The sequence below is a fragment of the Cognatishimia sp. F0-27 genome, assembly GCF_020667845.1.
Classification (GTDB): Bacteria; Pseudomonadota; Alphaproteobacteria; order Rhodobacterales; family Rhodobacteraceae; genus JAFMPQ01.
Window position 1 is genome coordinate 1 of record NZ_JAFMPQ010000054.1, and the last position, 25,938, is coordinate 25,938.

The following is a 25,938-nucleotide window of genomic DNA, read 5'->3' on the forward strand; positions in this document are numbered from 1 at the left end:
CGTGTCCTGTCCGAAGGCGCCAACCGACCGGACGCGGGCCCGGCGCTGCTCGAAGAGGCTCTGGAGATGGTTCAGGCGGCATCGCGCGCGGCCTGGCGCGAGGCTGGGTGCGCGGCTCTGGCGGCGTGTCCTGTCCGAAGGCGCCAACCGACCCGACGCGGGCCCGGCGCTGCTCGAAGAGGCTCTGGAGACGGTTCAGGCGGCATCACGCGCGGCCTGACGGGAGGCCGGGTGCGCGCGCCATGGACAGTCTGGGCTTTGAGGTCTTCGCGGCGCGATGCGCGTGGGCCACGTGGCCCGGGCGGATCAGCTTTCCTGTTCAGGTTCCGGGGCCGGTCAAGGCGCTGATATGCGTGGCGGTTTTCATCGCAGGCCCGGGCCGGGCAGCGCTCGACGGCCTGCATCTGCCGCGCAAGCCGGGCGGTCCCGATGTGACCTGTCCGTCCCGTGCGAATCGCAAGGACCCGCGCCGGTTATGCGTCGCGCAGGTGCCGCGCGGCCTCGCAGCACCCAGTATGTGCCGCGCACACCGGTCAGCCCTGCGCCGGTTTATAGGACCCGAGCACACCGGGCGGCTTCGCGGCGGTCTATCGAACCCGCAAAGGCCGAACAGCCCTGGCGCCGTCTACCCGCGCAGGGCCGGGCCGCGGAGCGGTGGTCTATCGACCCCGCGCAATCCGGGTCGCCTCGCGGCGGCCCACGCGCGGTGGCCTAAACATCCCGCGCAAGCCGGGCGGCACGGCCACCACGACGCTTGGACAGGAGCGGTTTGCGGTCGGGCAGGGTGTCGATGATGCTGCGGCGTTCTTCGCGGCTCATCTTGCTCCAGCGGGTGATCTCGTCGATCGACCGCAGGCAGCCCGTGCAGAGCCGCGCGTCGGGATGCACCACGCAGATCTTCACGCAGGGGCTTTCGATTTCCTCGCGACGCCAGATCTCGTCTTTCATCCGTCTGCCCTCAATTGCCTGCCCGCATTCACCTGCCCGGGCTTTTGTGCCTTGCATCCATTGCCCGGTAGGCCCGGGCTTTTCGTGTCGTGTCGTGTCGTGTCGTGTCGTGTCGTGTCGTGTCGTGGCACTTTGCGCCCGGTTGATTTGTGTCGCCGGGCACCCGAGCCGAATCCGATGCGCTCCCGGCTTATCGCCGCAGATGGCCCAGCCTGTCCAGCGCTCCTTGCAGGATATACCCGGCGGCCACGTGATCGATCACCTCTGCGCGACGCTTGCGTGTCGTATCCGCCTCCAACAGGGCGCGTTCTGCGGCCACGGTGGACAGCCGCTCATCCCAAAAGGTGATCGGCCCGTCCCAAAGACGGCTGAAATTGCGCGCAAAGGCGCGGGTCGATTGCGCGCGGGCGCCTTCGGAGCCGTCCATGTTGCGCGGCAGGCCGAGCACCAGGCCGCCGATCTCGCGCCCGGCGAGGATGGCCCGCAGCGCCTCCGCGTCGGTGGTGAATTTCTTGCGCCGGATGGTTTCAAGCGGGGTAGAGACCGACAGCATCCGGTCGGAGACGGCCACGCCGATGGTCTTGGTCCCCAGATCGAGCCCTGCAAGCGCCTGCATTGGCGCGAGACAGGCTGCGAATTCCGTCATGTCTTCGACGATCATGGCCGCAGCCTCGCCCGAGTTATGCGCGGGCAGGGGGGCCAGCCCCCCCTCTGCGCAAGGCGCAGAGTCCCCCCGGGATATTTGAGGCCCAAAGAAACCACGGGCCATCGTGCGGGCGTGGACCGGCGCGTCATTCGCCCTGCGTGTCGGTGGATGGGGCCGGCAGCGCGATGTTGGCGGCTGCGGCGGCGGCGTCCACGGTTTGCAGGCCGTCTGGCAGGTCGGCAAAGACCATGCGGGCCTCGCGGTAAATGGCCTGGGCCTGGTCCGTGTCGCCCAGCACCGAGAGCGCGTTGATCAGCCGCGCCCAGTCATCGGGAGGGCCGCCCTCGGTGGCCAGACGATCCGACAGGCCCGCGACCATGCCCCGGATCATGTCGTTGCGCTCCTCGGCGCTCATGGCGCCGGCGGCGTCTATATCGGCCTGGGTCGGGCCACGCTGGCCGAGCGGGGGCAGCGTGAAGTTGGAGACGCCTGCGCGGAAGGCCATTTCCTCGATCTGGTCGCGGATCGGCGGGATCCACGGCGCGTCATCAGGGCTTTCGGCCAGCAGACGGTCCCACATGCGGAAGGCCACGTCCGGCCGGCCGGTCTGCGCCATCATCAACCCGCCATAATAGCGCGCAACGCCGTTTTGCGGATCGCGGGCCAGCGCCTCTTCGAGGGCGGCCTGCGCTTCGGGCGATACGTAGCCACCGGCGGCGAGGATCATCATGTCCGCGAGATCGGCGTAGTCGCGGGCCGTGGCCTCCGCGGCCTTGATACGGACGATCGCCTGCTGCGCCTGCCAGGCGGCGGAGAAATTGCCAAGCGCCGCCTCGGACCGCGCGAGCAGCCGTTGGCCCTGCAGGTCATTGGGGTTTTCCGCGACCGCACCGCGCAGACGCACCACGAGCTCCTGATAGCTTTCGGGCACATCGTCGGGCATGGCAGTGGCGGGCAGGCCGGATTCGGCATCGGCCTGGCTGGGCCGGTTCTCGCGGGCCTCCGCGGCCATTTCGATCCGCGTGTTGAGCGGCAGATCTGGATAGCCCGGCGCGCCCAGCTGCATGTAGGTGAGATAGCCGCCGCCGATCACCACCGCCGCAACCACCGCGGAGAGGATCAGCGCTCCGGGCGCGCGGGCGGCGGTGCCGGGGGTTTCGCCCCGCGCCTTGGCATCAGCGGCCAGGATCCGGCGCGAGACTTCCGTGCGCAAGCGGTCGGCCTCTTCCGGCGGGATCGTGCCGCGTGTCAGGTCGCGGTCGATCTCCTTGAGCTGGTCGCGATAGACCTGCACGTCGAAGGCGGCGGAGGGCCCCGTGTCACGCTGGCCCCGCAGCACGGCGAGCGCCAGAAGCGCGGCCACCCCGAGGCCCATCAGGGCGGTAAAGATCCAAAACAGCGTCATCGTTCCTCGGCGTTGTTGCGGCGTCCTTGCAGGGGCGGCTCCGTTCGACCCGGCGCGCTGTGGTCCGGATCGGGCGCAGCCCGCACAGACCAAGGACTTAAGCGCTCCCGACGCCGGGCGAAAGCCCCTCGCGGCGCGTCAGATCGCCCTTTCGCCCGCGCGCGGGCCGTGCAACCCGGCGCATGTCGCATCCATGCCGCAAAGAGACGCTTGCAACCGGCCTCGCGCGGCGTTCAAACGGCATCACCGGCATGACGCCTTTGCAAACGGATTCGACGCCTTGAAGAACCATTACTCCGCCTTTGCCGTTGCGCGCGAAGCGTTGCGCAACCACACTGGATGGCAGCGCGCCTGGCGCCGCGCACAGCCGAAAGCGCGCTATGACGTGATCATCGTCGGCGCGGGCGGGCATGGGCTGGCGACGGCCTATTACCTCGGCAAGCGCTTTGGCATCACCAACGTAGCGGTGCTGGAAAAGGGCTGGCTCGGCGGCGGCAATACCGGGCGCAACACCACGATCATCCGGTCCAACTACCTGCAGGATCCCTCCGCCGCGATCTACGAGAAATCGCGCAGCCTGTATGAGACGCTGAGCCAGGATCTCAACTACAACGTGATGTTCTCCCCGCGCGGCGTGATGATGCTGGCGCAGACCGAACACGAGGTGCGCGGCTATCAGCGCACGGCCCATGCCAACGCGCTTCAGGGCGTGAAGACCGAATTCATCTCGCCGCGTCAGGTCAAGGAGCTCTGCCCGATCATCCGTCTCGACGGGCCGCGCTACCCGGTGCTCGGCGCGCTCTGGCAGGAACGCGGCGGCACCGCGCGCCACGACGCGGTGGCCTGGGGCTATGCGCGGGCTTGCTCTGACATGGGCATGGACATCATCCAGCAATGTGAGGTGACGGGCGTGCGCTCCGAGGGCGGGCGCGTGGTTGGCGTCGACACGACCAAAGGCGCCATCGGCTGCGACAAGCTCGGCATCGTCGTCGCGGGTCATTCCGGCGTGATGGCGGAAAAGGCGGGCTTCCGGCTGCCCATCGAGAGCGTGGCGCTGCAGGCGCTGGTCTCGGAGCCGATCAAGCCGGTGATGGATGTGGTGGTCATGGCCAACACGGTGCATGGCTATATGAGCCAGTCCGACAAGGGCGAGATGGTCATCGGTGGCGGCGCGGATGGCTACAACAACTACACCCAGCGTGGCAGCTTCCACCACGTAGAGGAAACCGTGCGCGCGTTGATCGAGACCTTCCCGATGCTCTCGCGGCTGAAGATGCTGCGCTGGTGGGGTGGGATCGTCGACATGACAGGAGACCGCTCTCCGATCCTGTCCAAGACTCCGCTGGAGGGCTGTTTCATCAATTGCGGCTGGGGCACCGGCGGGTTCAAGGCGATCCCGGGCTCCGGCTGGGGCATGGCGGAGCTGATCGCCAAGGGGCATAGCCCGCTCACCGACGCTTTCTCGCTGGATCGGTTCCGCGAAGGCCGCTTCATCGACGAATCCGTTGCCGCGGGGGTGGCGCATTGATGCTTCGGCTTTTTCGCGCTTTCAATCGACATCCGAGAGCCGTCTTCATGTCGGGCTTCGCCGCGCTGGGTGCACTCGTAACATCTTCAATCGGAATCGTAGGCGCAGTTTTTGCGTTCCCGGTCGCACTTGGCGGCCTCGTTCTAACAGTGTTGGGCGCATTTTTTTTCGGGCTGATGGGATGGCTGATAGGGGACAACTTGCGTCTGAGGCGGAAACAGAAATGACGCATTCTTCCCTGGTAACCCGCTCTCTTTATGATGTGACCCGCGCAGGTACCCACACCCGATCGGCCAAAGCCTGCCGATCAACCATGGCGGGATCGGCTGGCCGCCGCGCAATCTGGGCGGGGATTTCCGCCGATCTTGCGCGCGCCAGCCTCGGCCAACGACCATCGGGGTCCACTCAGGAGGACACCCCATGGCCAACAATTCCGGACATCACACACCCAGCGGCGCGGACGGTGGCGGCATCAAGACGATGCTTGCGGTCGGCGGCGCCATCGCGCTGCTTGTCGTCACCTTGTTCGCCCTTGGCGGCGGCGACGAAGGCAGCGCCCCTGTCACCGATCCGACGCTTGCCGTTCCTGCGCCCGATGCCGAGCCAACCCCGGCACCGCAGCCGACGCCAAGCGACAACTGACACGTCCCTGACCACGCGGCGCGCCGAACCGCGCGCCGCATATCGCATGCGCATGGAATGTGCATGGGTTGTGCATGGGATGTGCATCGCCAATTTCGAGGCTTCCCCATGCTGATCCTGACCTGCCCCTATTGCGGCGTCGCCGCCGAGGAAACCGAACTTGCGCCCGGTGGCGAAGCGCATCTGACGCGCTTCGGACCCGGCTCGGACGATGCGGAGTTCGAAAGCTACCTGTTCTACCGCGAAAACCCCAAAGGCGTGCATTTCGAACGCTGGCGCCATGCCAATGGCTGCGGCAAGTGGTTCCATGCCGCACGCTGCACAAACACGCTTGAGGTTTTCGGGACCTATCCGGCGCAGACCACCGAACCGCCCGCTGCATTGCGCGAGGCGATCTCCGCCAAACGGCCCGGTTGGTCCTGGCGCAGCTTCTCGGAGGAGACGTGATGCGCCTTTGGTCCTCGCATTGTTCCGCCCGACATATCGCGCCCAAAGACCCCCGTGAGGTTCGTTCATGAGTATCAGACTGTCCACCGGTGGCCGCTTTTTGAACCGCGCCCGCCCGGTGCGTTTTTCGTTTAACGGCCAGCGCTTGCCGGGTTTTCTTGGCGATACGCTGGCCTCGGCTCTGCTCGCCAATGACCAGATGATGGTCGGGCGCTCCTTCAAGTATCACCGGGCGCGCGGCGTCGTGGCCTCCGGCTCCGAAGAGCCCAACGCGCTGGTCAATCTCGGCTCGGGCAACCGGCACGAACCCAATCAACGCGCCACGACAACGGCACTGTTCGACGGGCTTGAGGCGACCTCCCAGAACCATTGGCCAAGCCTCGAATTCGACATCGGCGTGGTCAATAATGCGCTCATGCGGTTCCTGCCTGCGGGCTTTTACTACAAGATGTTCATCCATCCGCGCTCGTTTTGGAAACACATCTATGAGCCCTTCATCCGGCAATCCGCGGGCCTCGGCAAAGCGCCTGCGCCGGAGGATCAAGACCCTGATACCTATGAACATTTCTACAGTTTCGTGGATGTGCTCGTGGTCGGCGGTGGGGTCGCGGGCCTGCAGGCTGCACTGAGCGCGGCGCAGAGCGGCGTCAAGGTCATGGTGATCGAGCAGAGCGCGCATTGGGGCGGCCGCGCGCCCGTTGATGGCGGCACCATTGACGGAATGGACCCGGACGCCTGGGTCGAAAAAACGCTCAACACCCTGAAATCCATGCCAAATGTGACCGTGCACACGCGGCTCATGGGCGCCGGTGTCTACGATCACGGCTACGCGCTCGCCTATGAGCGGCTCTCCGATCACGACCCGGACAAGGGCGGCGTCCGGCACCGGCTCTGGCGCATCCGCGCGGCCCGCATCATCGCGGCAACCGGCGCGCTGGAACGGCCCTTGTCCTTTGCGGGCAACGATCTGCCCGGTGTGATGCTGGCATCTGCGGTGCGCGACTACGTTGTGAATTACGCAACGGCACCGGGTCAGAGCACGGTTGTCGTGACCAATAATGACGACGCGTATCGCACTGCAATCGTTCTGAAAAATGCCGGCCTCGACGTGCCTGCGATCATCGACGCGCGGCCCGAGGGGGGCGGCGCGCTTATGGAGGAGGCCCGCGGGCTTGGGATCCGCATCGAAACCGGTCGCGGGATTGCCCGCGTGCGCGGTCTTCGGCGCGTGGTCAGCGTGCAACTCTGCGAGCAGGATGGCGACGGGGCGGTGCTCGAAGACATTCCCTGCGATGCGGTGGCGATGTCCGGCGGTTGGTCCCCGGTTGTGCACCTGTGGTCGCATTGCGGCGGCAAGCTGAACTGGAACGAGGCGGGCGCGTTCTTTGCGCCCGATCCCGACCGCGCGCCGACCGATCAAACCGGGGCGCCCTTTGTCTATTGTGCGGGCAATGCCAACGGTGCGATGGACTTGAAGACCGTTCTTCAAGACGCTGTAGAACAATCACAAAATGTCATCGGGTCGCTCGGTTGTGAGAGTGGTGACGCCAGCGTGCCCTCGGTCGCGCAAACACAAGAGGCCCCGCTCTTGCCGGTGTGGCTGATGCCTGCGCAAGCCCCCAAGGCGCTGCGTTCCAAGGCGTGGCTGGACTACCAGAACGACGTCAAGGTGTCCGATGTCCAGCTCGCTGCGCAAGAAGGGTTCGAATCCGTCGAGCATACCAAGCGCTATACCACGCTCGGGATGGCGACGGATCAAGGGAAGCTGAGCAATATCAACGGCCTTGCAACGCTTTCTAAAGCGTTGGGTGAAGATATCCCGGCAGTTGGCACAACGACATTCCGGCCACCCTACACGCCGATTTCCATGGGCGCGATCGCGGGCGAGGCTCGTGGCGCGCTGTTCCAGCCGGTTCGCAAGACGCCGCTGCATGATTGGCACGAGGCCCACGGGGCCGTATGGGAGCCGGTTGGGCAGTGGCGCAGGCCGTATTGTTTCCGCCGCGACGGCGAGAGCACGCAGGACGCGGTCAACCGCGAGATCACTGCGACCCGCGCGAGCCTCGGTCTTCTGGATGCCTCGACGCTGGGCAAGATCGTGGTCAAGGGGCCGGATGCCGGGCGGTTCCTCGACATGATGTACACCAACATGATGTCGACCCTGCCGGTCGGCAAATGCCGCTACGGTCTGATGTGCTCGGAGAACGGGTTCCTGAGCGATGACGGGGTTGTCGCACGGATCGACGATCAGACATGGTTGTGCCACACCACAACCGGCGGGGCGGATCGCATCCACGCCCATATGGAAGAATGGTTGCAGACCGAATGGTGGGAGTGGAAGGTCTGGACCGCGAACCTGACCGAGCAATATGCCCAGATTGCCGTGGTTGGCCCGCAGGCACGCACGGTGCTGGAGACGCTTGGCGGATTGGATGTTTCGAAAGAGGCGCTGCCCTTCATGCACTGGGTTGATGGCACGCTTGGCGGCCTGCCGGTCCGGGTGTATCGGATCAGCTTCTCCGGCGAATTGAGCTATGAGATCGCAACGCCGGCGAGCCATGGCCGGGCGCTTTGGGACAGATTGCTCGAGGCCGGGGCAGCGTTTGACGCAACCCCCTATGGCACCGAGGCGCTGCATGTCATGCGCGCCGAAAAGGGCTTCATCATGATCGGGGACGAGACCGATGGCACGGTCATCCCGCAGGATCTCGGATTGCACTGGGCGATTTCTAAGAAAAAAGACGATTTTCTCGGAAAGCGCGCCCAGCAGCGGACCCATATGACCGATCCCGACCGATGGAAGCTGGTGGGCCTCGAAACGCTTGACGGCTCCGTTCTGCCCGATGGGGCCTACGCTGTGGCGGAGGGGCGAAACGCCAACGGTCAGCGCAACACGGAAGGCCGCGTGACCTCCACCTATCACTCGCCCACGCTTGGCCGCGGCATCGCCATGGGGCTGGTGCATCGCGGGCCCGATCGGATGGGAGAGGTGATCCGCTTTGCCAGGGACGATGGCGAGACCATGATCGAAGCCCGGATCGTCAACCCGGTCTTCTTTGATCCCGATGGGGAGAAGCAGAATGTCTGAGCCGATGACAGCCTTGGGAGGCGCGGTCTACGACGGCGTTGTGACGGTGCGCGAAGCGCCCGCAACGGGGATGGTTCTTCTGCGGGCGGATCTGTCTGACAGCGCCGTGCAGGAAGCGGTGCGGGCGGTAATAGGACTGTCTGTTCCCGGACAGCGCGGGACGGCCTTTGCCGGTTCGACGGGCCTGCTCTGGCTGTCGCCGGATGAGATGATCATTCTGGGCAGCCACGCGGAAAGCCGTGCCCGGGTCGCGGCGCTCGACGATGCGCTGGGTTCGGCGCACGCGCTGGTGTGTGACGTGTCGGATGCAAGGGCGGTCTTCACGCTCGAAGGGCGCGGCCTGCGGGAGATTCTGGCCAAGCTTGCACCGGTGGACATGGCACCGGATCGCTTCGCGCCCGGAGAGGTGCGGCGCACCCGTCTTGCGCAGGTGGCCGCGGCGTTCTGGCTGCGGGATGAGGCCTCCGCACAGGTGATCTGCTTCCGGTCCGTGGCGCAGTATGTGTTTGATTTGCTGTCAGATGCGGCGGATCCGGCCAATGAACTGCGGCATTTCCCGCGTTGATTGCGGCGAGTGCTTGAACCCAGTCTGCCGATCGGAGAGGTTGGTCCCGACAGCAAAGCTGAGAGGACCTCCATGACAATCAAGATGCGGATTGCCGCCGTCACGGGCTCGGTGGCCCTGATGCTGGCCGCGACCATCGCGGACGCCCGGACCATGGGCTATAAATGCGTGCTGTCCGGCGTTGACGGGACCGACTGGATCCAGCCCCTCGTATTCATCGGACATGATGAAGCAAACGAGCGGGTCACCGTCTCGGACGGCGCGATCCTGACGTTCAATGATGGCCAGCCGATTGAAGGGCGTGTGATCCGCGCAAACGACAAGCGGATCACCTTCGGATGGCTGCTGGTCGCGCAATCGGCGACAAACCAGAAAGTGCGCATGCGCTATCGCGCGACCTATGTGCGGGGAACGGGCGTGTTTACCATGACGGCGCAACCCACCGGTTACTCGAACATGTTCAATCGCAAAGGCAGTTGCGACGTCGCGGAGATCAAGCGCTAGGGCGCCGGAGGGACGGATACCCCTGCCATCGGGTCCTGCGGTGCTCGCGATACCCGCACGTGCTGGGATCGCATGTGGTCAACCCGAACAAACGGCGCCTTGTCCCGGGAGGGCGGCGTTGCCCGAGGTTCCTGATGCGGTGGCTTGACAGGCAGCGCGCGCCCGGGGTTTCGCGGTGCCGCACATGGGTTGAAGTCGAAAAACCGGCCGCAAGCCTTGACGACACCGACTGCGCGCGACAGGTATGCCCCGATAAAGAGACAACACTGAAGGGGTGACACAATGGCTTTCGAACTTCCCGATCTTCCTTACGCACATGACGCGCTGGCATCGCAGGGCATGAGCCAGGAGACGCTGGAATACCACCACGACATTCACCACAAGGCCTATGTCGACAATGGCAACAAGCTGATTGCCGGCACCGAATGGGAAGGCAAGTCGGTCGAGGAGATCGTCAAGGGCACCTATGACCCGAATGCGGTCGCACAGAGCGGTATCTTTAACAACGCTTCGCAGCATTGGAACCACGCCCAGTTCTGGGAGATGATGGGACCGGGCGGCAACGGCATGCCGGGCGAGCTGGAAGCGGCCATCAAGGAAAGCTTTGGCTCGGTCGAAAAGTTCAAGGAAGACTTCTCCGCAGCGGGCGCCGGCCAGTTCGGTTCCGGCTGGGCCTGGCTTGTGAAGGACACCGATGGAGGCCTCAAGGTCACCAAGACAGAGAACGGCGTGAACCCGCTCTGCTTTGGCCAGACCGCGCTTCTGGGCTGTGACGTGTGGGAGCATTCCTACTACATCGATTTCCGCAACAAGCGTCCCGCTTACCTTGCGAACTTCCTCGACAATCTGGTGAATTGGGAAAACGTGGCCTCCCGCCTCTGAGCGCAGGCCCCCGTCAACCGGAACAAGCAGAGCGCCCCGTGGTCCAACCGCGGGGCGTTTTGCCATCTATGGAACACCGCAACGACGGGGTGCGTTTTCCCTCCTGAACAACGAAGGAGGACGACATGGCAGACAGACTGCGCTCCAAAGACGGCTCCCGCGACACCGACAAGGTTTTTGGTGACGGCGCCGGGGTCGCGCATCAGGGTCGAACGGACGGACGGCTTGCCCGGGACGTGGGCAGCCGTGACGAACTCAAGCGCGCCAATGAGCGCCCGGCCGGCGCCACCCGCGTGCGCAAATCCGACACGTTGGACAATGATGCGGAGGACGCGGGATGACCAAGATCAAACAGGGCACATGGGTGCTCGTCGCCGATGGCGAGAAAGCGCTCTTTCTGCGCAACGATCTGGATGCGCAGGATCTGGATCTCAATGTCGTGAGGATCGAGGAGCAGGACAACCCGCCCGACCGCGAACAATCGGCGAACCGGCCCGGTCGCATGCCGGATACCGGCCCCGGGCAACGCTCGGCGCTTGACGACACGGATTGGCACGCCATTGCCAAGGACCGCTTTGCGCATGACCTCTCCGACATCCTGTACAAGCTGGCCCATAAAGGCCGGTTTGATCGGCTCGTCATCGCCGCGCCACCCGGCATTCTTGGTGAACTGCGCGAGACGATGCACAAGGAGGTCGCCGCCAAGGTGATCGCCGAGGTGCCCAAGACGTACAGCAACCATCCGATTGACGAGATCGAAACGCTGCTCAAGGCTGAACTGGCCTGAGACTGGCGATAGGAGGCGGACCCGGTTACAACAGCCGGGTCCGTCTTTGTCTGAAAGCCCCCGCGCGCATGACCAACACGCAATCCGGCCTTCTGGCCCTCGTCGCGTCCTGCACGATCTGGGGACTCTCGCCGTTGTATTACAAGCTTCTGGTGCATGTGCCACCGATGGAGATCCTCGCCCATCGCACGGTCTGGTCGCTGGTGTTCTTCCTGATCCTGCTGGGCGCCCAGCGGCGCATCGGGGCGCTTCCGGCGGCGCTGTCGACGGGGCGCGCGGTTGGTATCACGTTGATCTGTGCGCTCATGATTTCCACCAACTGGGCGTTGTTCATCTGGTCCGTGCAGGTTGGACGCACGACAGAGGCGTCGCTTGGCTATTACATCTTCCCACTCGTCGCCGTGTTGATGGGTGTGGTGGTTTTTCGGGAACGGCTTTCACGCCTGCAATGGGCCTCTGTGGCATTGGCGGCGGTGGCGGTTCTTGTATTGACGGTCGGTCTCGGCGCTGCGCCGTGGATTTCACTGGTGTTGGCGGTGACCTTCGGAACCTATGGGCTGATCAAGAAGGGCACCGCAACCGGGCCGGTCGTATCCGTGGCGGGGGAGGTTGCCTTGCTGACGCCGGTGGCGCTGCTCTTCCTGCTGTGGTGGACGGCGCAAGGATGGGGCCATCACGGCGATCCGGCGACGCTTGGTCTGTTGATGGTGTCCGGAGTGCTCACCGGGGGTCCGCTTGTGCTGTTTTCCTATGGCGCGCGGCGGGTGCGGATGGCGACGACCGGGTTGGTGCAGTATCTCAACCCCACCTTGCAATTCCTGTGCGCCGTGCTGATTTTCGGCGAGCCCTTCGGTCCCGTCCACATGGTCGCCTTCGCGCTGATCTGGATCGCGCTCGCGCTCTATTCCGGGGTGAGCCTGGTTCAGGACAGGGCGCGACGCAAGATCGCCATTGCCGCGTCGGGCGAACTTGCGGACTGAACGAAGTCGAGCAGGCTGGCATCGGCAAACCCCGTGTCGACCACATGGCTCAGCAATGCCCGCAGCGGCTCCCAGAACCCTTTGACGTCGAGCAGGACGATGGGTTTGGCGTGCAGGCCAAGCTGCCGCCAGGTGAGCACTTCGAAGAACTCGTCGAGTGACCCCGCGCCGCCGGGCATCACCACGATGGCATCGGCGTTCATCACCATCACCTTCTTGCGCTCATGCATGGTCTCGGTCACGACGAAGCGGGTCAGATCCCGTTTCCCGACCTCGCGGTTGAGCAGATGCGTGGGGATCACCCCGAATGTTTCACCGCCCGCCGCTTGAGCGGCGTTGGCCACGCGCCCCATAAGGCCGATATCGCCAGCACCATAGACCAGCCGCCAGCCTTCGGAGGCGATCGCATGCCCCATCCCTGTGGCCGCTTCGGCAAAGTCGGGATCGGACCCCGCGCGGGACCCGCAATAGACGCAGATGGAGGATTGGGTGGTCATGGGGCGCGGCCTCCGGTGCACAGATGGGGGTGATTTGGGCTTTTGACCCTTGTTATCCTGCCTGATATACACGCTCAACCGCTTGATGCGTCGGGTTTTCTGCGGACCTGTCGCCGGGCGGGCCTTTGGGGCGCTGCCACGGATGGACCTGATATGAGAACGATTGCGCTTTTCGCCTGGACAGGCGTGGCGGCCGCGGGTGCCGTGGGGGTTGCCGTGGCCACGGGGGCGCTTGACCTGAACAGGTTCATGCCGGTCACAGAGACGGTCGAAACAGCGCCTGAACAAGACGTGGCAGCGCGCATCGATGCGCCCGTACCCGAGGTCAGCGGGGCAGGGCCGGATGCGCCTGAAGCACCCGATGCCGTGACGGGCGCGCCGCTGGAAGCGCCTGAGGGCGTGCCGCCCGCCTTCGATCTTGTGCGGGTCGAGCGGGATGGCGCGGCCCTTGTGGCGGGGCGCGGTGCGCCCGAGGCGATGATCGAGATACTGGCCGACGGGGTGACCGTATCGAGCCTCCAAGCCGGTCGGGACGGGAAATTCGTGAGTTTTCTGGATCTTACGCCGACGGGTGCGGCGCAGATCCTGTCGCTCCGCCAAACGCTCGGGAACCGTGTGACGCTCTCCGATGAGGAGGTCATCGTGGCAGGGCGCAGGCCATCCGACACCGTTGCACTTGCGGATTCGGAAGCGGACGCCGCCGGCGCGGCGGCGCTGAATGGCGCGGATGGCGCTCCCACGGCGCTTGCCGATGCGGTGACAGACGCAGACGGGAATGGGGACGCCGGCGGGGTCGGTGAGGTGGCACAGACCGTTGCGGCGCAGGACAATGCGGCGGACAGTGCTGTCGCGCTGGCTGAAGACAACCGCGTGGTGGATCAGGGCGCCGGGGATCAGGGCGCTGACGCAACAGACGGTGGCGCGGTATCAGGCGCGCCCGATGTGCCGGTCGACATTGCGGCGGCGTCGCTGCTTGAAACTGCGGATCAACAGGACGCCGCCGGAACCGGGTCCATCGCTGACGTGCAGGAAGACGCGACCGCGCCGGATCGCGTGGCAAACGCCGTTGAACGGCCCGAGATCACAGCGCCAGAGATCACAGCGCCAGAGATCACCGAGCCCGAAATCGTCACGCCTGAGATCACCGCGCCAGAGGTCGCCATGTCCGAGATCACGGCACCCGAGATCGCCGCCGCAATCGCGCCGTCTCAGGACGCCGTGAACCTCGCTGACGCAGCACCTGAGGACGGGATCATCCAAGCCCCCGCAGCCTCTGAGACCGAACGGGCCGCAGCGACACAGACGATCACGCCGGCGCCGCGGGTCTCTGATGTGCTGCCCGGCCTTGCGCAAAGCGACGCGGAGGATGCGGTGGTGGCGCTGGCGGCGCCGTCTGCCGGGGGCGATGCCGACCCGGTCTCGGCGCTCGACCGCACGCAGGGCCTGACAACGCCCGAAGCCGCGGCCCAAACCGCACCGGCCGTGATCCCGGGGCAGCCCGAGCGGCTTGCGGATGCCCCGGATGGCCTGACCGCACCCGGAATCGGGGCGACCGAGGGCGTGAGCGCAACGGCCGTGGCAGACCCGGCCCTGACCGCATTGGCGCCCGACGCGGCGGCAGCGCCCGAACGACTGCCGGAGCCGACGGTTCTTCTGCGCACCGCACGCGGGGTCGAGGTGTTGCAAACCGCGCCGCTGGCCCCGGGGGACGTTGCGCTCGACGCGATCAGCTATGACGCAGAGGGCGACGTGCTTTTGTCCGGGCGCGGAGAGGAGGACGCTTTTGTGCGGATCTATCTCGACAACGCGCCGCTGACCACATCCGTGGTGGACGACGATGGACGCTGGCGGGTGACCTTGCCCGATGTTGATACCGGCACCTACACGCTGCGCGTCGATCAGGTCGACGCGGAAGGAAGCGTTGTGGCCCGGGTGGAAAGCCCTTTCCTGCGCGAAAGCGCAGCTATTCTCGCGGCGGCTTTCGGCGGGGAGGCGGCGGTGCAATCGGTGACGGTCCAACCCGGAAATACGCTTTGGGCCATTGCGAAGGGGCGATATGGCGACGGGCTGGACTATGTGAAGGTTTTCGACGCAAACCGCGACCGGATCCGCAACCCCGATCTGATCTATCCGGGTCAGATTTTCGACCTCCCCACGGACTGACGCGACTTTCTCGGCCAAGTGTGGTGCAGGCTCTAGAGCCTCGGGATTGAATGCGTTATGCCCATGCGTGCCCCCTGTGGGTGTCTGGACGGGCGCGGCTTTTGCCGGAACCGGCGCGCGCGCGGCGCAGCGCATGAGACGCGCCTGAAGCAAAGGATTGATATGGCTGCTGATACGACCTCCGCCGGACAGACAGGGAAATCCGATGCGTCGGCCGGGACCACATCCTCCGGACAGGCGGAAGACAACCGCTCTGCGGCCGAAATCGCGGCGGAGGAACGCGCGTCCGGCATGCGCACGATCCGGAGGGTCGGGCCGTATCTGTGGCCGGCGGACAAACCCTGGGTCAAGCGTCGTGTCGTTATCGCCTTGAGCTTTCTGGTGCTGGCCAAGGTGATCGCGGCAGGCACACCGATCCTCTACAAGTTGGCGGTGGACAGTTTGTCCGGCGACGTGTCGGACCTCCTGCTCGGGGCGGTGGGGCTGACAGTGGCCTATGGAATGGCGCGGTTGATGACCGTCGGGTTTCAGCAATTGCGCGACGCGGTTTTTGCCAAGGTCGGCCAGCGCGCCCTGCGGACGCTGGCGCTTGAAACCTTCACCCATATCCACCGTCTCTCCTTGCGCTATCACATCACCCGCAAGACAGGCGGGCTCAGCCGGATCATCGAAAGGGGGGTGAAGGGCGTCGATTTCCTGTTGCGGTTCCTGCTGTTCAGCATCGGACCCTTGATACTGGAACTCCTGCTTGTCGGGGCGGTGCTCTTCGTGCTGTTCGACGTCTGGTATCTGGCGGTCGTTGCGGTGGTGATCGCGCTTTATGTCTGGTTCACGTTCAAGGTGACGGAATGGCGGGTGAAGCTGCGGCGCGAGATGAATGCCCAGGACACGGACGCCAACCAGAAGGCCATCGACAGCCTGCTGAATTTCGAGACGGTCAAGTATTTTGGTGCAGAGCAACGCGAGGCGGATCGTTATGACCGGGCGATGCAAGCCTATGAGGGGGCGGCAATCAAGACCGCCACATCATTGGCGTTCCTGAATTTCGGACAGTCGCTCGTAATCACCTCCGGGCTTGTCATCGTCATGGTCATGGCGGCGCTTGGCGTGCAGAACGGCAGCCTCACGGTGGGCGATTTTGTCATGGTCAACGCGTATATGATCCAGATCACCATGCCGTTGAACTTTCTCGGCACGGTCTATCGCGAAATCCGTCAGGCGCTTGTCGATATGGGCGAGATGTTCGACCTTCTCGAACAGCCGCGTGAAGTTGCTGACAAACCCGGCGCCGCCACGCTCAAGGTCGATGGGGGCGTGGTGGAGTTTGACGATGTCTCTTTCGGCTACGATCCGGCCCGCCCGATCCTTGAGGGCGTCAGCCTGTCGGTCGGAGCCGGGCAGAACGTGGCGCTTGTTGGGCCTTCGGGCTCGGGCAAATCCACCATCGGGCGCTTGTTGTTCCGTTTCTACGATGTGCAGGGCGGCGGTATCCGGATCGACGGGCAAGACCTGCGGGACGTGACACAGCAGAGCGTGCATGACGCGATCGGGGTCGTGCCCCAGGACACGGTCCTGTTCAACGATACGATCCGCTACAACATCGCCTATGGACGGGCAGACGCAACGCATGAAGAGATCGTCGAGGCCGCGCGCGCGGCCCAGATCCACAGTTTCATCGAAAGCTTGCCGGAAGGCTATGACACGGCGGTGGGCGAGCGTGGGCTAAAGCTGTCGGGTGGTGAGAAACAGCGGGTCGGTATTGCCCGCACGCTTCTCAAGAATCCGCCGATCCTGTTGCTGGACGAAGCAACCAGCGCGCTCGATACCGAGACCGAGGCCTCCATTCAGGAGGCGTTGGAACGCGCGGGCAAGGGCCGGACCGTGATCACCATCGCGCACCGCTTGTCGACCGTAGCGGATGCCGACAGGATCGTCGTTCTGCAAGGCGGGCGCGTTGTCGAGGAAGGCACGCATGACGCCCTTCTCGCAAGCGGCGGGCGCTATGCCGCGCTTTGGGCACGGCAGCAGGCGGAAGAGGCGTCCGAGGAGGGCTGAGCGCGGCGGGCCACACGGCCCTGGCGCGGGCTTTCTCCGGCAGATGGACGCCACGCCGTCCCTGACGCGTGCGGCGACCCGGGCAAGCGCTGTCAGAACCGGTCGAGCGTCTCTTGCACGACGGCAAAGAACGCGCCCACATGCGCACCATCCGCCAGGGCGTGATGGACCTGTATGGCCATCGCCGTTTCGAAGCGACCATCCGGCGTCTCGACGATCTTGCCCCAGGCCACGCGTGGGATGCAGTCATCCTTGGAGGGCAGGGCGTTGTCGAGTGCGGTAAAGTCGATCCACGGCAGACAGGACATGAACGCGACCGCATCATCGCCAATGCCTTGCGGATCGAGGCTTTCGGCGGCGCGGGCGCGCGCAATCGCCGCCGCGGCTTCCGTGTCGAACTGGTCGAAATCCGGATCATAAGAGACGTAGCCGTAGTTGAACCCGCCGGACGGCTTGTCGACAGGCATCGACAGGCTCACCGCGCGATGGCGCACCACCTGTGCCCCTCGAAACCGCATCATCAGCTCCGGCACCCCGTGCAGCCCGGCGCCGATGGCAAAGAGCGCCGCGCGGAACGGCGACAGCCCTGTGCGCTGGCGTGCAGCCATCATCCGGGTCACGTCCATGCGTGTGGTGATTGCATAGTGAGGACGGTCAAAGCCGCGAAAATACCGAAACGTTTCCGCACGCGGCCAGCTTTCGAGGTCGATAGTCTCTTCGGTCATGGGCCAATCCGTACAGGAAATCCTGTTTCCGTGTTGCCTATCGGAAACGTTGTTTCTACATGGTGGACCATCGTATGCAGAGCGTCAAAAGGGAATGGTGTAATGACGGACAATCGGGTTGACAGGCACGGCTTGCAGGTGGCGCCGGTTCTTGCGGATTTCATTGAACAGCAGGCACTGCCGGGAAGCGGTGTGGAGGCCGAAACCTTCTGGAAAGCGCTGAGCACGCTGGCCCATGATTTCGGTCCGCGCAACCGCGCGCTTCTGGAGCGCCGCACAGAATTGCAGACCCAGATTGACGAGTGGCACAAGGCGCGTTCGAACCAACCGCATGACCACGAGGCTTACAAGGCGTTTCTCTACGAGATCGGCTACCTGCTCCCCGAAGGCGAGCCGTTCAGCATCGAGACCACCAACACCGACCCCGAGATCGCGACGGTGCCGGGACCGCAGCTCGTGGTGCCGATCACCAACGCGCGCTATGCGCTCAATGCCGCTAATGCCCGTTGGGGCAGCCTCTATGACGGGCTCTACGGCACCGATGCCATGGGCACGGCACCGGTGCCCGGCGGGTATGACCGCGGGCGTGGCGCACGCGTCGTGGCGCGGGCCCGGGTCTTTCTTGACGAGGCATTCCCGATCGAAAAGACCAGCCATGCGGACGCGCGGCGCTACTATGTCGACAAGGGCGAGCTGCTGATCGACGATCAACCGTTGTCCGACCCGTCGAAATTCGTTGGATATACCGGGCATCCCAAGGCGCCGGATACGGTGCTGCTGCGCAACAACGGGTTGCATGTGGAACTCGTCTTTGACCGCACCCACCCGATTGGTGCGCGCGATCAGGCCGGGCTGGCGGATGTGCGGCTTGAAAGCGCGGTTTCCGCGATCATGGACTGCGAAGACTCCGTCGCCTGTGTCGATGCCGAAGACAAGACGCTGGCCTATTCCAACTGGCTCGGGCTGATGAAAGGGGATCTCGAAGAGCGGTTCGAAAAGGGCGGCAAGACCGTGACCCGCGCGCTTTCAGCGGACCGGCGCTACACCACCTCGAATGGCTCCGAGATCAGCATCAAGGGCCGCGCGCTCATGCTGGTGCGCAATGTCGGTCACTTGATGACCAATCCGGCGATCCTCCTGAAGGACGGCAGCGAGATTTTCGAAGGTCTGATGGATGCGATGATCACGGTGCTGATCGCGAAGCACGACCTCAACAAGACGGACGGCGCGCGCAACTCGCATACCGGCTCGGTCTATGTGGTCAAACCGAAGATGCATGGCCCCGACGAGGTGGCCTTTGCCGATGAGACGATGACCTTTGTCGAAGAGGCGCTCGGCCTGCCGCAATACACCGTCAAGCTCGGCATCATGGATGAGGAGCGCCGCACCTCCGTCAATCTCAAGGAATGCATCCGCGCTGCGCGGCATCGCGTGGCCTTCATCAACACCGGGTTCCTCGATCGCACCGGCGACGAGATTCACACCTCCATGGAAGCGGGCCCGTTCAGCCGCAAGGATTTCATCAAGCGCAAGGCATGGATCGGCGGCTACGAAAACCGCAACGTCGATATCGGCCTCGAATGCGGCCTGTCCGGCAAGGCCCAGATCGGCAAGGGCATGTGGGCGATGCCGGATCAGATGGCCGCGATGCTGGAGCAGAAGATCGAGCACCCCAAATCCGGGGCGAACTGTGCGTGGGTTCCGTCGCCGACCGCCGCCACGCTGCACGCGCTGCACTATCACAAGGTGAACGTGTTCGCGGTGCAGGAAAAGCTGCTCAAAGGCGGACGGCGCGCGCATGTGGACACCATCCTCGACATCCCGCTTGCGAGTTTCCGCAAGTGGACGGAGGAGCAGGTCACCCGCGAAGTCGAGAACAATGCGCAAGGCATTCTCGGATACGTGGTGCGCTGGATTGATGCTGGTGTCGGGTGTTCCAAGGTGCCCGATATCAATGATGTCGGCCTGATGGAGGACCGCGCCACCTGTCGGATTTCCTCGCAGCATATCGCGAACTGGCTGCATCACGGCATCATTGGCAAGGACGCGGTCATGGAGATCATGAAGCGTATGGCCGAGGTGGTCGATCGCCAGAACGCGGGCGATGCCAGCTACGTGCCGATGGCGCCCGATTTTGACGGCATCGCCTTCCAGGCGGCGTGCGATCTTGTGTTCGACGGCCGGAACCAGCCTTCCGGCTATACCGAACCGGTCCTGCACGCGCGCCGGCTCGAACTGAAGGCGCAAGCGGCCTGAACGGCGCACCGCTCCCCCGTGTTTCCGATCGGATCGCGGGGGAGGATCCGCGATACCCCAAAAACCGCCCAATGCGGCACCAAGGAGCAAAACAGATGGCCCTTTCACTGAGACGCGCGCGGACGATCATCCGCAAGACACTGGAAGCCGGACATGCGGCGGAGATGAAGCCCTTGTCGGTTGTCGTCATGGATGCCGGCGGGCATGTCATTGCCTTCGAACGCGAAGATGGCGCAAGCCCCGGACGCTTCCAGATTGCGCATGGCAAAGCTTATGGCGCGGTGATGCTTGGCATGGCCGGCACCGCCCAGAAGGCCCGGGCAGAGGCCCAGGCCTATTTTATCGCCGCCGCCAACGCGGCTTATGGCGGGGCGCTTATCCCGGTTCCGGGCGGCATCCTTGTGCGCGACGCCAAGGGCCGGCTTCTTGGCGCGATCGGGGTCACCGGGGATACCTCCGACAATGATGCCGCCGCCGGCACTGCCGGGATCGAAGCCGTGGGCCTTGTCGCGGAAATCTGACGCGCTCTCCCACAGCGGAAACCGGCTGCGGCACGGATTGATCGACGCCGGTCCGCCCCAAAGCGCGGCGGGCCTCGGCGGTCGCTTCGTGCCGCGGCTGCCTTGAAAACAGGCGTTCGGGCAAAATCGGGGCAAATTTGCATGGGCCCCCCGGTCTCTGCGCCTTTGCTCGGGCGCAGAATTCGATTATGTCAAGGAAAACGTCACGCAGAAGAGGTCTTCCATGGCGCGCCCAGTGGTCGGGATCATCGGCAACCAGCATCTGATCAACGACCAATACCTGACCCATGCCGGGGGCTCTATGAACTCCGAGGCGATCTCGGACGTTTCCGACTGCCTGCCGCTCGTCATTCCGGCCGACCCGCGGCTGGTCTCGGTCGAGGAACTTCTTGACACCTGCGATGGCTTTCTGCTGACCGGGGGCCGCCCCAACGTGCATCCCGAGGAATATGGCGAGGAATGGACGGAGGCGCATGGCGCCATGGACCGGGCGCGCGACGCGATCACGTTACCCCTTGTGCGCGCCTGTGTTGAGCGGGGCCAGCCGTTCTTTGGCGTGTGCCGTGGCTTTCAGGAGGTCAATGTCGCCATGGGCGGCACGTTGCACCCGGAAATCCGTGACCTGCCGGGACGCATGAACCACCGCATGCCACCCGATGGGACGCTCGAAGAGAAATTCGAACTGCGTCATGTGGTTACCGTGACCGAGGGCGGGGTGTTCCACCACCTTTTCGGGACCACCCAGGTCATGACCAACACCTTGCACGGGCAGGGGATCAAAACGCCGGGCGCGCGGGTCGTGATCGACGGGCATGCCCCGGATGGCACACCGGAAGCGATCTACATCAAGGACGCGCCCGGTTTCACGCTGTCGGTGCAGTGGCATCCGGAGTGGGACGCGGCAAATGACCCTGTGTCACGACCGCTGTTCACTGCTTTTGGCGACGCCGTGCGGGCATGGGCCTCGCGGCGCGAACCCGCCTTGCGGCGCACCGGCTGACGGGCGGAGCGCGCCGCACCAGGCTGGGCCAGTTGCCTTGAAAACTGGGCATGAACGGTTGAGGCCATCTCCGCCGGTTGCACCGCGCCTAGGCCCGTGATCCAGCCGCCACCCACCGAAAAGGTGAGTGGCGTTTTCATTTCCAGACAACGCCTTAGATGAAGAAGTTGAAGCGTTTCCCAAGCGGGAGCGTGCGCACGCGTTCACCCGTCAGATCAAACAGCGCATTGGCCAGGGCAGCCGCTGCAGGCGGTGTGCCAACCTCGCCGATCCCCCCGATATGTTCCTGATTTTCAAGAATGCGCACATGGCAGCGCGGCATCTGTGTCATCCGCAGCGGCTCGTAATCCGGGAAGTTTTTCTGATCCACGATGCCGTCGGTGAAGGTGATCTCTTCTCCGATCGCTGCCGACAGGCCAAAGGCCATGCCGCCGGTCAGCTGTGCCTCGATATTGCCGGGGTCAAGCGCCACGCCAGGATCCGCGGCCAGCCAGGCATCGGTGATGCGGATCGCCCCGTCCTGATCGCGGACTTCGAGCACCATCGCAAGCGGTGTGCCGAAGCTGTAGGTCATGGCGACGCCGCGTCCGACACCCTCCGGGGTCTGCCCGGTCCAGCCCGACATCTCCTCGACCGCTTCGAGGAGCGTGATGGCCGGTTCCCATTCATCGAGGGTCAGCGCCTTGCGGAAGGCCAACGGGTCGGATCCGGCCGCATGGGCCATCTCGTCGATGAAACTCTCCATGAAGAAGCCGCCAAAGCTGTATCCAACGGCACGCCAGAAGCCGATCGGGGTGTCGAGCGTGGCCGTATGGCCGGTCACGCGATAGTTCGGGATGCCATAGGGCTGATTGAAAACCCCGTCGACGATACCGCGGTCCGGGCCGGACATGCCAAACCCAAGCCAACGCCCAAGCGCCTGCTGACTGACCGACGGCGAGGAAATCGCGCCATCCAGAACAACGGCACGCCCCTCCTGCACCGCGCCTTTCATGCGCGCGATCGCGGCCGGACGATAGAAATCATGTGTCATGTCTTCTTCGCGGGACCAAGTCACGTTGACGGGCGTGCCCGGAACAGCCTTGGCGACGCGCGTGGCGATCACGGAGAAATCGAGCTCCCCGCGGCGTCCGAAACCGCCGCCCATGTAGGTCGTGGTAAGCTCAACGTTCTCCGGGTCAATGCCTGCTTCCGCGGCGCAAGCATCGCGGGTGAAGGTTGGCGCCTGATTGCCGGCCCAGACACGCAATGTGCCGCCATCGAGCCACGCAGTGGCGTTCATCGGCTCCAGCGTCGCATGGGCGAGGAAGGGCACGCGGTATTCTGCTTCCAGAGCGGTGGCGCCGTCCGGGATGGACGCGGCATTGCCATCGTCGCGCATGACCGAGTTGGGCTCGGTCTCGAACCCGGCCTCGATGGCCTGCATCATGGCCTCTGTTGAAAGCGGGTGCGGCACGTTGTTGGCCCAGGTGATTTCGACGCTGTCGAGGGCGCGTTCGGCGATCCAGGTGTTGTTGGCGATCACCGCGACACCATCCCCAAGATCGACGACCCGTTCCACACCGGGCAGTTTGAGCGCCTCGCGGTCGCGGAAGGACGCCATGCCGCCGCGATCGGGCGCCATGCGCACCGCTGCAAACCGCATGCCGGGCAAGCGTGTGTCGATGGCGTATTGCGCCGTGCCGGTGGCCTTTTCGAGCATATCGATACGCGGTTGCGTCTTGCCGAGCAGGGTCCAGTCCTCGCGCGGGCGCAGCTCGACCCGCTTGGGTTCAAGGTCCACCGTATCGGCGGCAAGCTCGGTGTAGGGCAGGCGGGTGCCGTCCTCGGCGACGACAAATCCACCTTCGGTGGTCACCGTGTCGATTGCCACGCCGAGCCGGTTGGCGGCGGCTTGTTTGAGCAATTCGCGCGCCGCGGCCCCGGTGGCGCGCATCCGCACGAAGCCGTCTTTCATTGCCGTCGAACCGCCGGTGACCTGAAGATCCATCACCTTTCCAATGGAGCCCATGACCTCGCCCAGCGAATGCTGGAAGGACGAGATGTCATAGCCCGTATTCGGCAGACCCTCAGCCATCAGGGCACTGTTGTAATAGGCGGTTGCGGGGGGGCCATGGATGACACGCACCTGATCCAACGTGAGATCCATCTCCTCGGCCAGGAGCGCGGCCCACGTGGTGTGTGTGCCCTGGCCCATTTCCGCGCGCGGGGCGACCAGCGTGACGCCGTCTCCATCGATCACCACAAACGCGTTCAGAGCGGTTTCTCCCTCGGCGGGCTTGAGCGGGTTCGGGGCGGGTTTGCGCACATACCAGACGCCAAGTGCGACGCCGCCTGCCACGGCCAGAGAGCCAAAAAGGAAGGTGCGGCGGAGGATTTTACCAACAGAAGCCATGCGTTACCCTTCCTGTGCCTGAGAAGCCGCCCGGATCGCGGCGCGGATGCGGGGATAGGTCCCGCAGCGGCAGAGATTTCCGGACATGGCGCTGTCAATTTCTGCGTCGGTCGGGTTTGGCGTCTGTTCCAGCAAGGTCACGGCCTGCATGATCTGCCCGGACTGGCAATAGCCGCATTGTGCGACCTGATGATCGACCCAGGCCTGTTGCACCTTGTGCAGCGCATCGGGTGACCCGATGCCTTCGATCGTGGTCACGGCGCCCCAGACATCGCCCAGCGCCACCTGGCAGGAGCGGACGGCCTCGCCATCAATATGCACGGTGCATGCACCGCAGGCAGCGACACCGCAACCAAACTTGGTTCCGGTCAGGTTGAGTTGATCGCGCAGAACCCACAGGAGCGGAACGTCATCGGGCAGATCGATATCCCGTGTCTCGCCATTGACGGTCAGGCTGGTGGACATGATGAACTCTCCTTTGTGGCGCCGTTGCCCTGCATAACGATGTATCTGACAATAATGACGCTTAGTGTCAGCATGTCAATTGACAGATTCGGCCCGATTTGTCAGAACATCCAGATGACCGAGGCACCCCCCGCTCTCTCCGACAAGGCCCGAACGATTCTCGATGCGGCTTTCTCCGTTTTTGCGCAATATGGCGTGAAACGCACGTCAATGGCAGACATAGCGCGCGCCTGCGGCATGTCTCGTCCTGCGCTTTATCAGTATTTCAGCAACAAGGACGATATTGCGCGGTCGCTGACCGTGCTATTTTATCAAAAAGCCGCGCGTGCCGTAGAAGAGGCCTTGTCCACAGAGGGAACACCGGCGGAGATCTTGTTGCGCGCGTTCAAAGCCAAGGGCGGTGGGGCGATGGAAGTGATCCTTCGGTCACGACACGGACTGGAACTGCTCGACATGCGTAATGGGCCGGCGGCCAAGGAAGCGCGGGACGGGGAGATCCGCCTTGCTGCGCTGTTTGCGGTGTGGCTCAACCAGGCGCGCAAGAGGGGGGCTGTCCGCTTCGAGGGCTGCCCGTCCGAGATGGCGCATGTCGTGTTGCAGGCCCATGACGGGCTGAAGGCGCCTCCGTTCGAGACGTTTCAGAGCCGGCAGCAACAGCTCGCCTTGATCCTGGGGGCGGGTTTGAGTGCCGAGGAGCGCGGAGTTCTGCCGCATGGCGCAGACCGTGCGTTTCCAGAATGCGGGGGCGAACGGGGCATGGTCGAGGGACGAGACGGGTCCTGACCGCGAGTGGCGAAGGGTCGCGTAAGGGAATTTGCGGCTGTCTTGAGCCAGACCGGTCTCGCGTGCATGCACGTGCGAAGACATTTGCGCTCCCATGTCGGTTTGGGAAGCGTCACGACCCGGCTCGCGCGCATGCGCGTGTCGAGACTTGGCCGGATCCCGAAAGCAAGGTGCCCGGCAGCGCGCCGCGCGCACAATCTTTTAGGGCCATCATCGGGCGCTTCAATTGTCAGGCACTTCCCGCATATGTGTCGGCGCATTTTGCGCACCCGGATCACAAATCCGCAGCGGCTGCTATCGCATGGCCTGAAGCCTTGCCGGCTCTGTCCAAACGCTCTGTCGCGCTCCAGCTTTCCAGCGCCTGAAAGGGTTTCGCATAATGTGCGTCCGCCCCAAGTTCGACGAATTGACGTTCGAAGTCAGGGCGTCAGTGTTGGTGCGGTGGCGCGTTGCGGATGACATCCTGACAAATTTCGTCAAACTGTAGTGCTGTGTAACAGGGCCTTTCAACCAAAAACACAGACATCGTCTATTGTCGAAAAGCGCAGGATCGTGATCGTTTCAGGGTCAGGGTCAGGGTCAGGGTCAGGGTCAGGGTCAGGGTCAGGGTCAGGGTCAGGGTCAGGGTCAGGGTCAGGGTCAGGGTCAGGGTCAGG

The 25,938-nt window shown here is 64.3% G+C and carries 23 protein-coding genes and 1 pseudogene; 17 read left to right on the plus strand and 7 right to left on the minus strand.

All coding sequences use genetic code 11. The annotated features are described in order from the left end of the window. Positions 1–220, plus strand: a pseudogene (locus J1C49_RS20075) (hypothetical protein); the annotation flags it as partial. A 491-nt stretch (positions 221–711) separates the two neighbouring features. On the opposite strand, the gene J1C49_RS20080 reads toward J1C49_RS20075, so the two are convergent. The 3 genes from J1C49_RS20080 to ccmI form a co-directional block, all read right to left on the minus strand. Continuing rightward, entirely contained in the window at positions 712–948 is a 237-nt protein-coding gene (locus J1C49_RS20080) for a DUF1289 domain-containing protein (RefSeq protein ID WP_227447626.1), read from the minus strand. A 190-nt stretch (positions 949–1,138) separates the two neighbouring features. Next, positions 1,139–1,609 carry a Holliday junction resolvase RuvX gene (ruvX, locus tag J1C49_RS20085; protein ID WP_227447627.1) on the minus strand — a complete coding sequence of 157 codons (471 nt, stop codon included), beginning with the start codon at positions 1,607–1,609 and terminating at the stop codon, positions 1,139–1,141. Between the two features lie 130 nt (positions 1,610–1,739). Beyond that, positions 1,740–2,999 carry a c-type cytochrome biogenesis protein CcmI gene (gene ccmI, locus J1C49_RS20090; protein WP_227447628.1) on the minus strand — a complete coding sequence of 420 codons (1,260 nt, stop codon included), beginning with the start codon at positions 2,997–2,999 and terminating at the stop codon, positions 1,740–1,742. 280 nt (positions 3,000–3,279) lie between these two features. Here ccmI and J1C49_RS20095 point away from each other — a divergent pair, with 280 nt between their 5' ends. From J1C49_RS20095 to rarD, 10 genes are all read left to right on the plus strand, one after another. After that, the gene (locus J1C49_RS20095; RefSeq protein ID WP_227447629.1) at positions 3,280–4,527 is read left to right on the plus strand and encodes a sarcosine oxidase subunit beta family protein; all 1,248 of its coding nucleotides are present in this window, start codon (positions 3,280–3,282) and stop codon (positions 4,525–4,527) included. A 420-nt stretch (positions 4,528–4,947) separates the two neighbouring features. Beyond that, positions 4,948–5,169, plus strand: coding sequence for a hypothetical protein (locus J1C49_RS20100; RefSeq protein WP_227447630.1), 222 nt, complete (start codon positions 4,948–4,950; stop codon positions 5,167–5,169). A 108-nt stretch (positions 5,170–5,277) separates the two neighbouring features. Then, positions 5,278–5,616, plus strand: coding sequence for a sarcosine oxidase subunit delta (locus tag J1C49_RS20105; protein ID WP_227447647.1), 339 nt, complete (start codon positions 5,278–5,280; stop codon positions 5,614–5,616). Positions 5,617–5,683: 67 nt separating this feature from the next. Next, on the plus strand, positions 5,684–8,704 hold the full coding sequence (locus J1C49_RS20110; RefSeq protein ID WP_227447631.1) for a sarcosine oxidase subunit alpha family protein: 3,021 nt from the start codon (positions 5,684–5,686) through the stop codon (positions 8,702–8,704). Then, entirely contained in the window at positions 8,697–9,269 is a 573-nt protein-coding gene (locus J1C49_RS20115) for a sarcosine oxidase subunit gamma (RefSeq protein WP_227447632.1), read from the plus strand. The genes J1C49_RS20110 and J1C49_RS20115 overlap by 8 nt, the downstream gene beginning before the upstream one ends. 72 nt (positions 9,270–9,341) lie before the next feature. Continuing rightward, on the plus strand, positions 9,342–9,773 hold the full coding sequence (locus J1C49_RS20120) for a hypothetical protein (RefSeq protein WP_227447633.1): 432 nt from the start codon (positions 9,342–9,344) through the stop codon (positions 9,771–9,773). Positions 9,774–10,055: 282 nt separating this feature from the next. After that, entirely contained in the window at positions 10,056–10,655 is a 600-nt protein-coding gene (locus J1C49_RS20125) for a superoxide dismutase (RefSeq protein ID WP_227447634.1), read from the plus strand. Positions 10,656–10,780: 125 nt separating this feature from the next. Then, entirely contained in the window at positions 10,781–10,996 is a 216-nt protein-coding gene (locus J1C49_RS20130; RefSeq protein WP_227447635.1) for a hypothetical protein, read from the plus strand. Next, positions 10,993–11,442: a host attachment protein gene (locus J1C49_RS20135; protein WP_227447636.1), complete on the plus strand. Its 450-nt coding sequence runs from the start codon at positions 10,993–10,995 to the stop codon at positions 11,440–11,442. Before J1C49_RS20130 ends, J1C49_RS20135 begins: the two co-directional genes overlap by 4 nt. 68 nt (positions 11,443–11,510) lie before the next feature. Next, positions 11,511–12,422, plus strand: coding sequence for an EamA family transporter RarD (gene rarD, locus J1C49_RS20140; protein WP_227447637.1), 912 nt, complete (start codon positions 11,511–11,513; stop codon positions 12,420–12,422). Here rarD and J1C49_RS20145 read toward each other — a convergent pair. Beyond that, positions 12,365–12,919, minus strand: coding sequence for a TIGR00730 family Rossman fold protein (locus tag J1C49_RS20145; RefSeq protein ID WP_227447638.1), 555 nt, complete (start codon positions 12,917–12,919; stop codon positions 12,365–12,367). The two genes, rarD and J1C49_RS20145, sit on opposite strands and share 58 nt — an antisense overlap. A 153-nt stretch (positions 12,920–13,072) precedes the next feature. On the opposite strand from J1C49_RS20145, the gene J1C49_RS20150 reads away from it, so the two are divergent. Next, positions 13,073–15,082 (plus strand): LysM peptidoglycan-binding domain-containing protein, encoded by a 2,010-nt coding sequence (locus J1C49_RS20150; RefSeq protein WP_227447639.1) that lies wholly within the window; start codon positions 13,073–13,075, stop codon positions 15,080–15,082. Between the two features lie 291 nt (positions 15,083–15,373). Then, a complete protein-coding gene (locus J1C49_RS20155; protein ID WP_227447648.1) occupies positions 15,374–17,137 on the plus strand; it encodes an ABC transporter ATP-binding protein/permease in 1,764 nt (587 codons plus the stop codon). 92 nt (positions 17,138–17,229) lie between these two features. On the opposite strand, the gene J1C49_RS20160 is transcribed toward J1C49_RS20155, so the two are convergent. Further along, positions 17,230–17,862, minus strand: coding sequence for a CatA-like O-acetyltransferase (locus J1C49_RS20160; protein WP_227447640.1), 633 nt, complete (start codon positions 17,860–17,862; stop codon positions 17,230–17,232). A gap of 102 nt (positions 17,863–17,964) precedes the next feature. On the opposite strand from J1C49_RS20160, the gene J1C49_RS20165 reads away from it, so the two are divergent. From J1C49_RS20165 to J1C49_RS20175, 3 genes are all read left to right on the plus strand, one after another. After that, the gene (locus tag J1C49_RS20165) at positions 17,965–20,118 is read left to right on the plus strand and encodes a malate synthase G (RefSeq protein ID WP_227447641.1); all 2,154 of its coding nucleotides are present in this window, start codon (positions 17,965–17,967) and stop codon (positions 20,116–20,118) included. Between the two features lie 95 nt (positions 20,119–20,213). Further along, positions 20,214–20,639: a heme-binding protein gene (locus J1C49_RS20170; protein WP_227447642.1), complete on the plus strand. Its 426-nt coding sequence runs from the start codon at positions 20,214–20,216 to the stop codon at positions 20,637–20,639. Positions 20,640–20,862: 223 nt separating this feature from the next. Beyond that, positions 20,863–21,639 (plus strand): gamma-glutamyl-gamma-aminobutyrate hydrolase family protein, encoded by a 777-nt coding sequence (locus J1C49_RS20175; protein WP_227447643.1) that lies wholly within the window; start codon positions 20,863–20,865, stop codon positions 21,637–21,639. Positions 21,640–21,793: 154 nt separating this feature from the next. Here the strand turns inward: J1C49_RS20175 and J1C49_RS20180 are convergent, their stop codons facing one another. Next, entirely contained in the window at positions 21,794–24,034 is a 2,241-nt protein-coding gene (locus J1C49_RS20180) for a molybdopterin cofactor-binding domain-containing protein (protein ID WP_227447644.1), read from the minus strand. Between the two features lie 3 nt (positions 24,035–24,037). Then, the gene (locus J1C49_RS20185; RefSeq protein ID WP_227447645.1) at positions 24,038–24,499 is read right to left on the minus strand and encodes a (2Fe-2S)-binding protein; all 462 of its coding nucleotides are present in this window, start codon (positions 24,497–24,499) and stop codon (positions 24,038–24,040) included. Between the two features lie 114 nt (positions 24,500–24,613). Between J1C49_RS20185 and J1C49_RS20190 the strand changes: the two genes are divergently transcribed. Then, entirely contained in the window at positions 24,614–25,282 is a 669-nt protein-coding gene (locus J1C49_RS20190) for a TetR/AcrR family transcriptional regulator (RefSeq protein WP_227447646.1), read from the plus strand. Positions 25,283–25,938 lie beyond the last annotated feature (656 nt).

What these genes read in the sequence shown, in the direction of transcription:
- J1C49_RS20170 (WP_227447642.1), top strand. Translation starts at nt 20,214, where the DNA reads ATGGCCCTTTCACTGAGACGCGCGCGGACGATCATCCGCAAGACACTG.
- J1C49_RS20180 (WP_227447644.1), bottom strand. Translation starts at nt 24,034, where the DNA reads ATGGCTTCTGTTGGTAAAATCCTCCGCCGCACCTTCCTTTTTGGCTCT.
- J1C49_RS20120 (WP_227447633.1), top strand. Translation starts at nt 9,342, where the DNA reads ATGACAATCAAGATGCGGATTGCCGCCGTCACGGGCTCGGTGGCCCTG.
- J1C49_RS20125 (WP_227447634.1), top strand. Translation starts at nt 10,056, where the DNA reads ATGGCTTTCGAACTTCCCGATCTTCCTTACGCACATGACGCGCTGGCA.
- ccmI (WP_227447628.1), bottom strand. Translation starts at nt 2,999, where the DNA reads ATGACGCTGTTTTGGATCTTTACCGCCCTGATGGGCCTCGGGGTGGCC.
- J1C49_RS20135 (WP_227447636.1), top strand. Translation starts at nt 10,993, where the DNA reads ATGACCAAGATCAAACAGGGCACATGGGTGCTCGTCGCCGATGGCGAG.
- J1C49_RS20155 (WP_227447648.1), top strand. Translation starts at nt 15,374, where the DNA reads ATGCGCACGATCCGGAGGGTCGGGCCGTATCTGTGGCCGGCGGACAAA.
- J1C49_RS20185 (WP_227447645.1), bottom strand. Translation starts at nt 24,499, where the DNA reads ATGTCCACCAGCCTGACCGTCAATGGCGAGACACGGGATATCGATCTG.
- J1C49_RS20175 (WP_227447643.1), top strand. Translation starts at nt 20,863, where the DNA reads ATGGCGCGCCCAGTGGTCGGGATCATCGGCAACCAGCATCTGATCAAC.
- J1C49_RS20165 (WP_227447641.1), top strand. Translation starts at nt 17,965, where the DNA reads ATGACGGACAATCGGGTTGACAGGCACGGCTTGCAGGTGGCGCCGGTT.
- J1C49_RS20190 (WP_227447646.1), top strand. Translation starts at nt 24,614, where the DNA reads ATGACCGAGGCACCCCCCGCTCTCTCCGACAAGGCCCGAACGATTCTC.
- J1C49_RS20150 (WP_227447639.1), top strand. Translation starts at nt 13,073, where the DNA reads ATGAGAACGATTGCGCTTTTCGCCTGGACAGGCGTGGCGGCCGCGGGT.
- ruvX (WP_227447627.1), bottom strand. Translation starts at nt 1,609, where the DNA reads ATGATCGTCGAAGACATGACGGAATTCGCAGCCTGTCTCGCGCCAATG.
- rarD (WP_227447637.1), top strand. Translation starts at nt 11,511, where the DNA reads ATGACCAACACGCAATCCGGCCTTCTGGCCCTCGTCGCGTCCTGCACG.
- J1C49_RS20145 (WP_227447638.1), bottom strand. Translation starts at nt 12,919, where the DNA reads ATGACCACCCAATCCTCCATCTGCGTCTATTGCGGGTCCCGCGCGGGG.
- J1C49_RS20160 (WP_227447640.1), bottom strand. Translation starts at nt 17,862, where the DNA reads ATGACCGAAGAGACTATCGACCTCGAAAGCTGGCCGCGTGCGGAAACG.
- J1C49_RS20105 (WP_227447647.1), top strand. Translation starts at nt 5,278, where the DNA reads ATGCTGATCCTGACCTGCCCCTATTGCGGCGTCGCCGCCGAGGAAACC.
- J1C49_RS20130 (WP_227447635.1), top strand. Translation starts at nt 10,781, where the DNA reads ATGGCAGACAGACTGCGCTCCAAAGACGGCTCCCGCGACACCGACAAG.
- J1C49_RS20110 (WP_227447631.1), top strand. Translation starts at nt 5,684, where the DNA reads ATGAGTATCAGACTGTCCACCGGTGGCCGCTTTTTGAACCGCGCCCGC.
- J1C49_RS20115 (WP_227447632.1), top strand. Translation starts at nt 8,697, where the DNA reads ATGTCTGAGCCGATGACAGCCTTGGGAGGCGCGGTCTACGACGGCGTT.
- J1C49_RS20100 (WP_227447630.1), top strand. Translation starts at nt 4,948, where the DNA reads ATGGCCAACAATTCCGGACATCACACACCCAGCGGCGCGGACGGTGGC.
- J1C49_RS20080 (WP_227447626.1), bottom strand. Translation starts at nt 948, where the DNA reads ATGAAAGACGAGATCTGGCGTCGCGAGGAAATCGAAAGCCCCTGCGTG.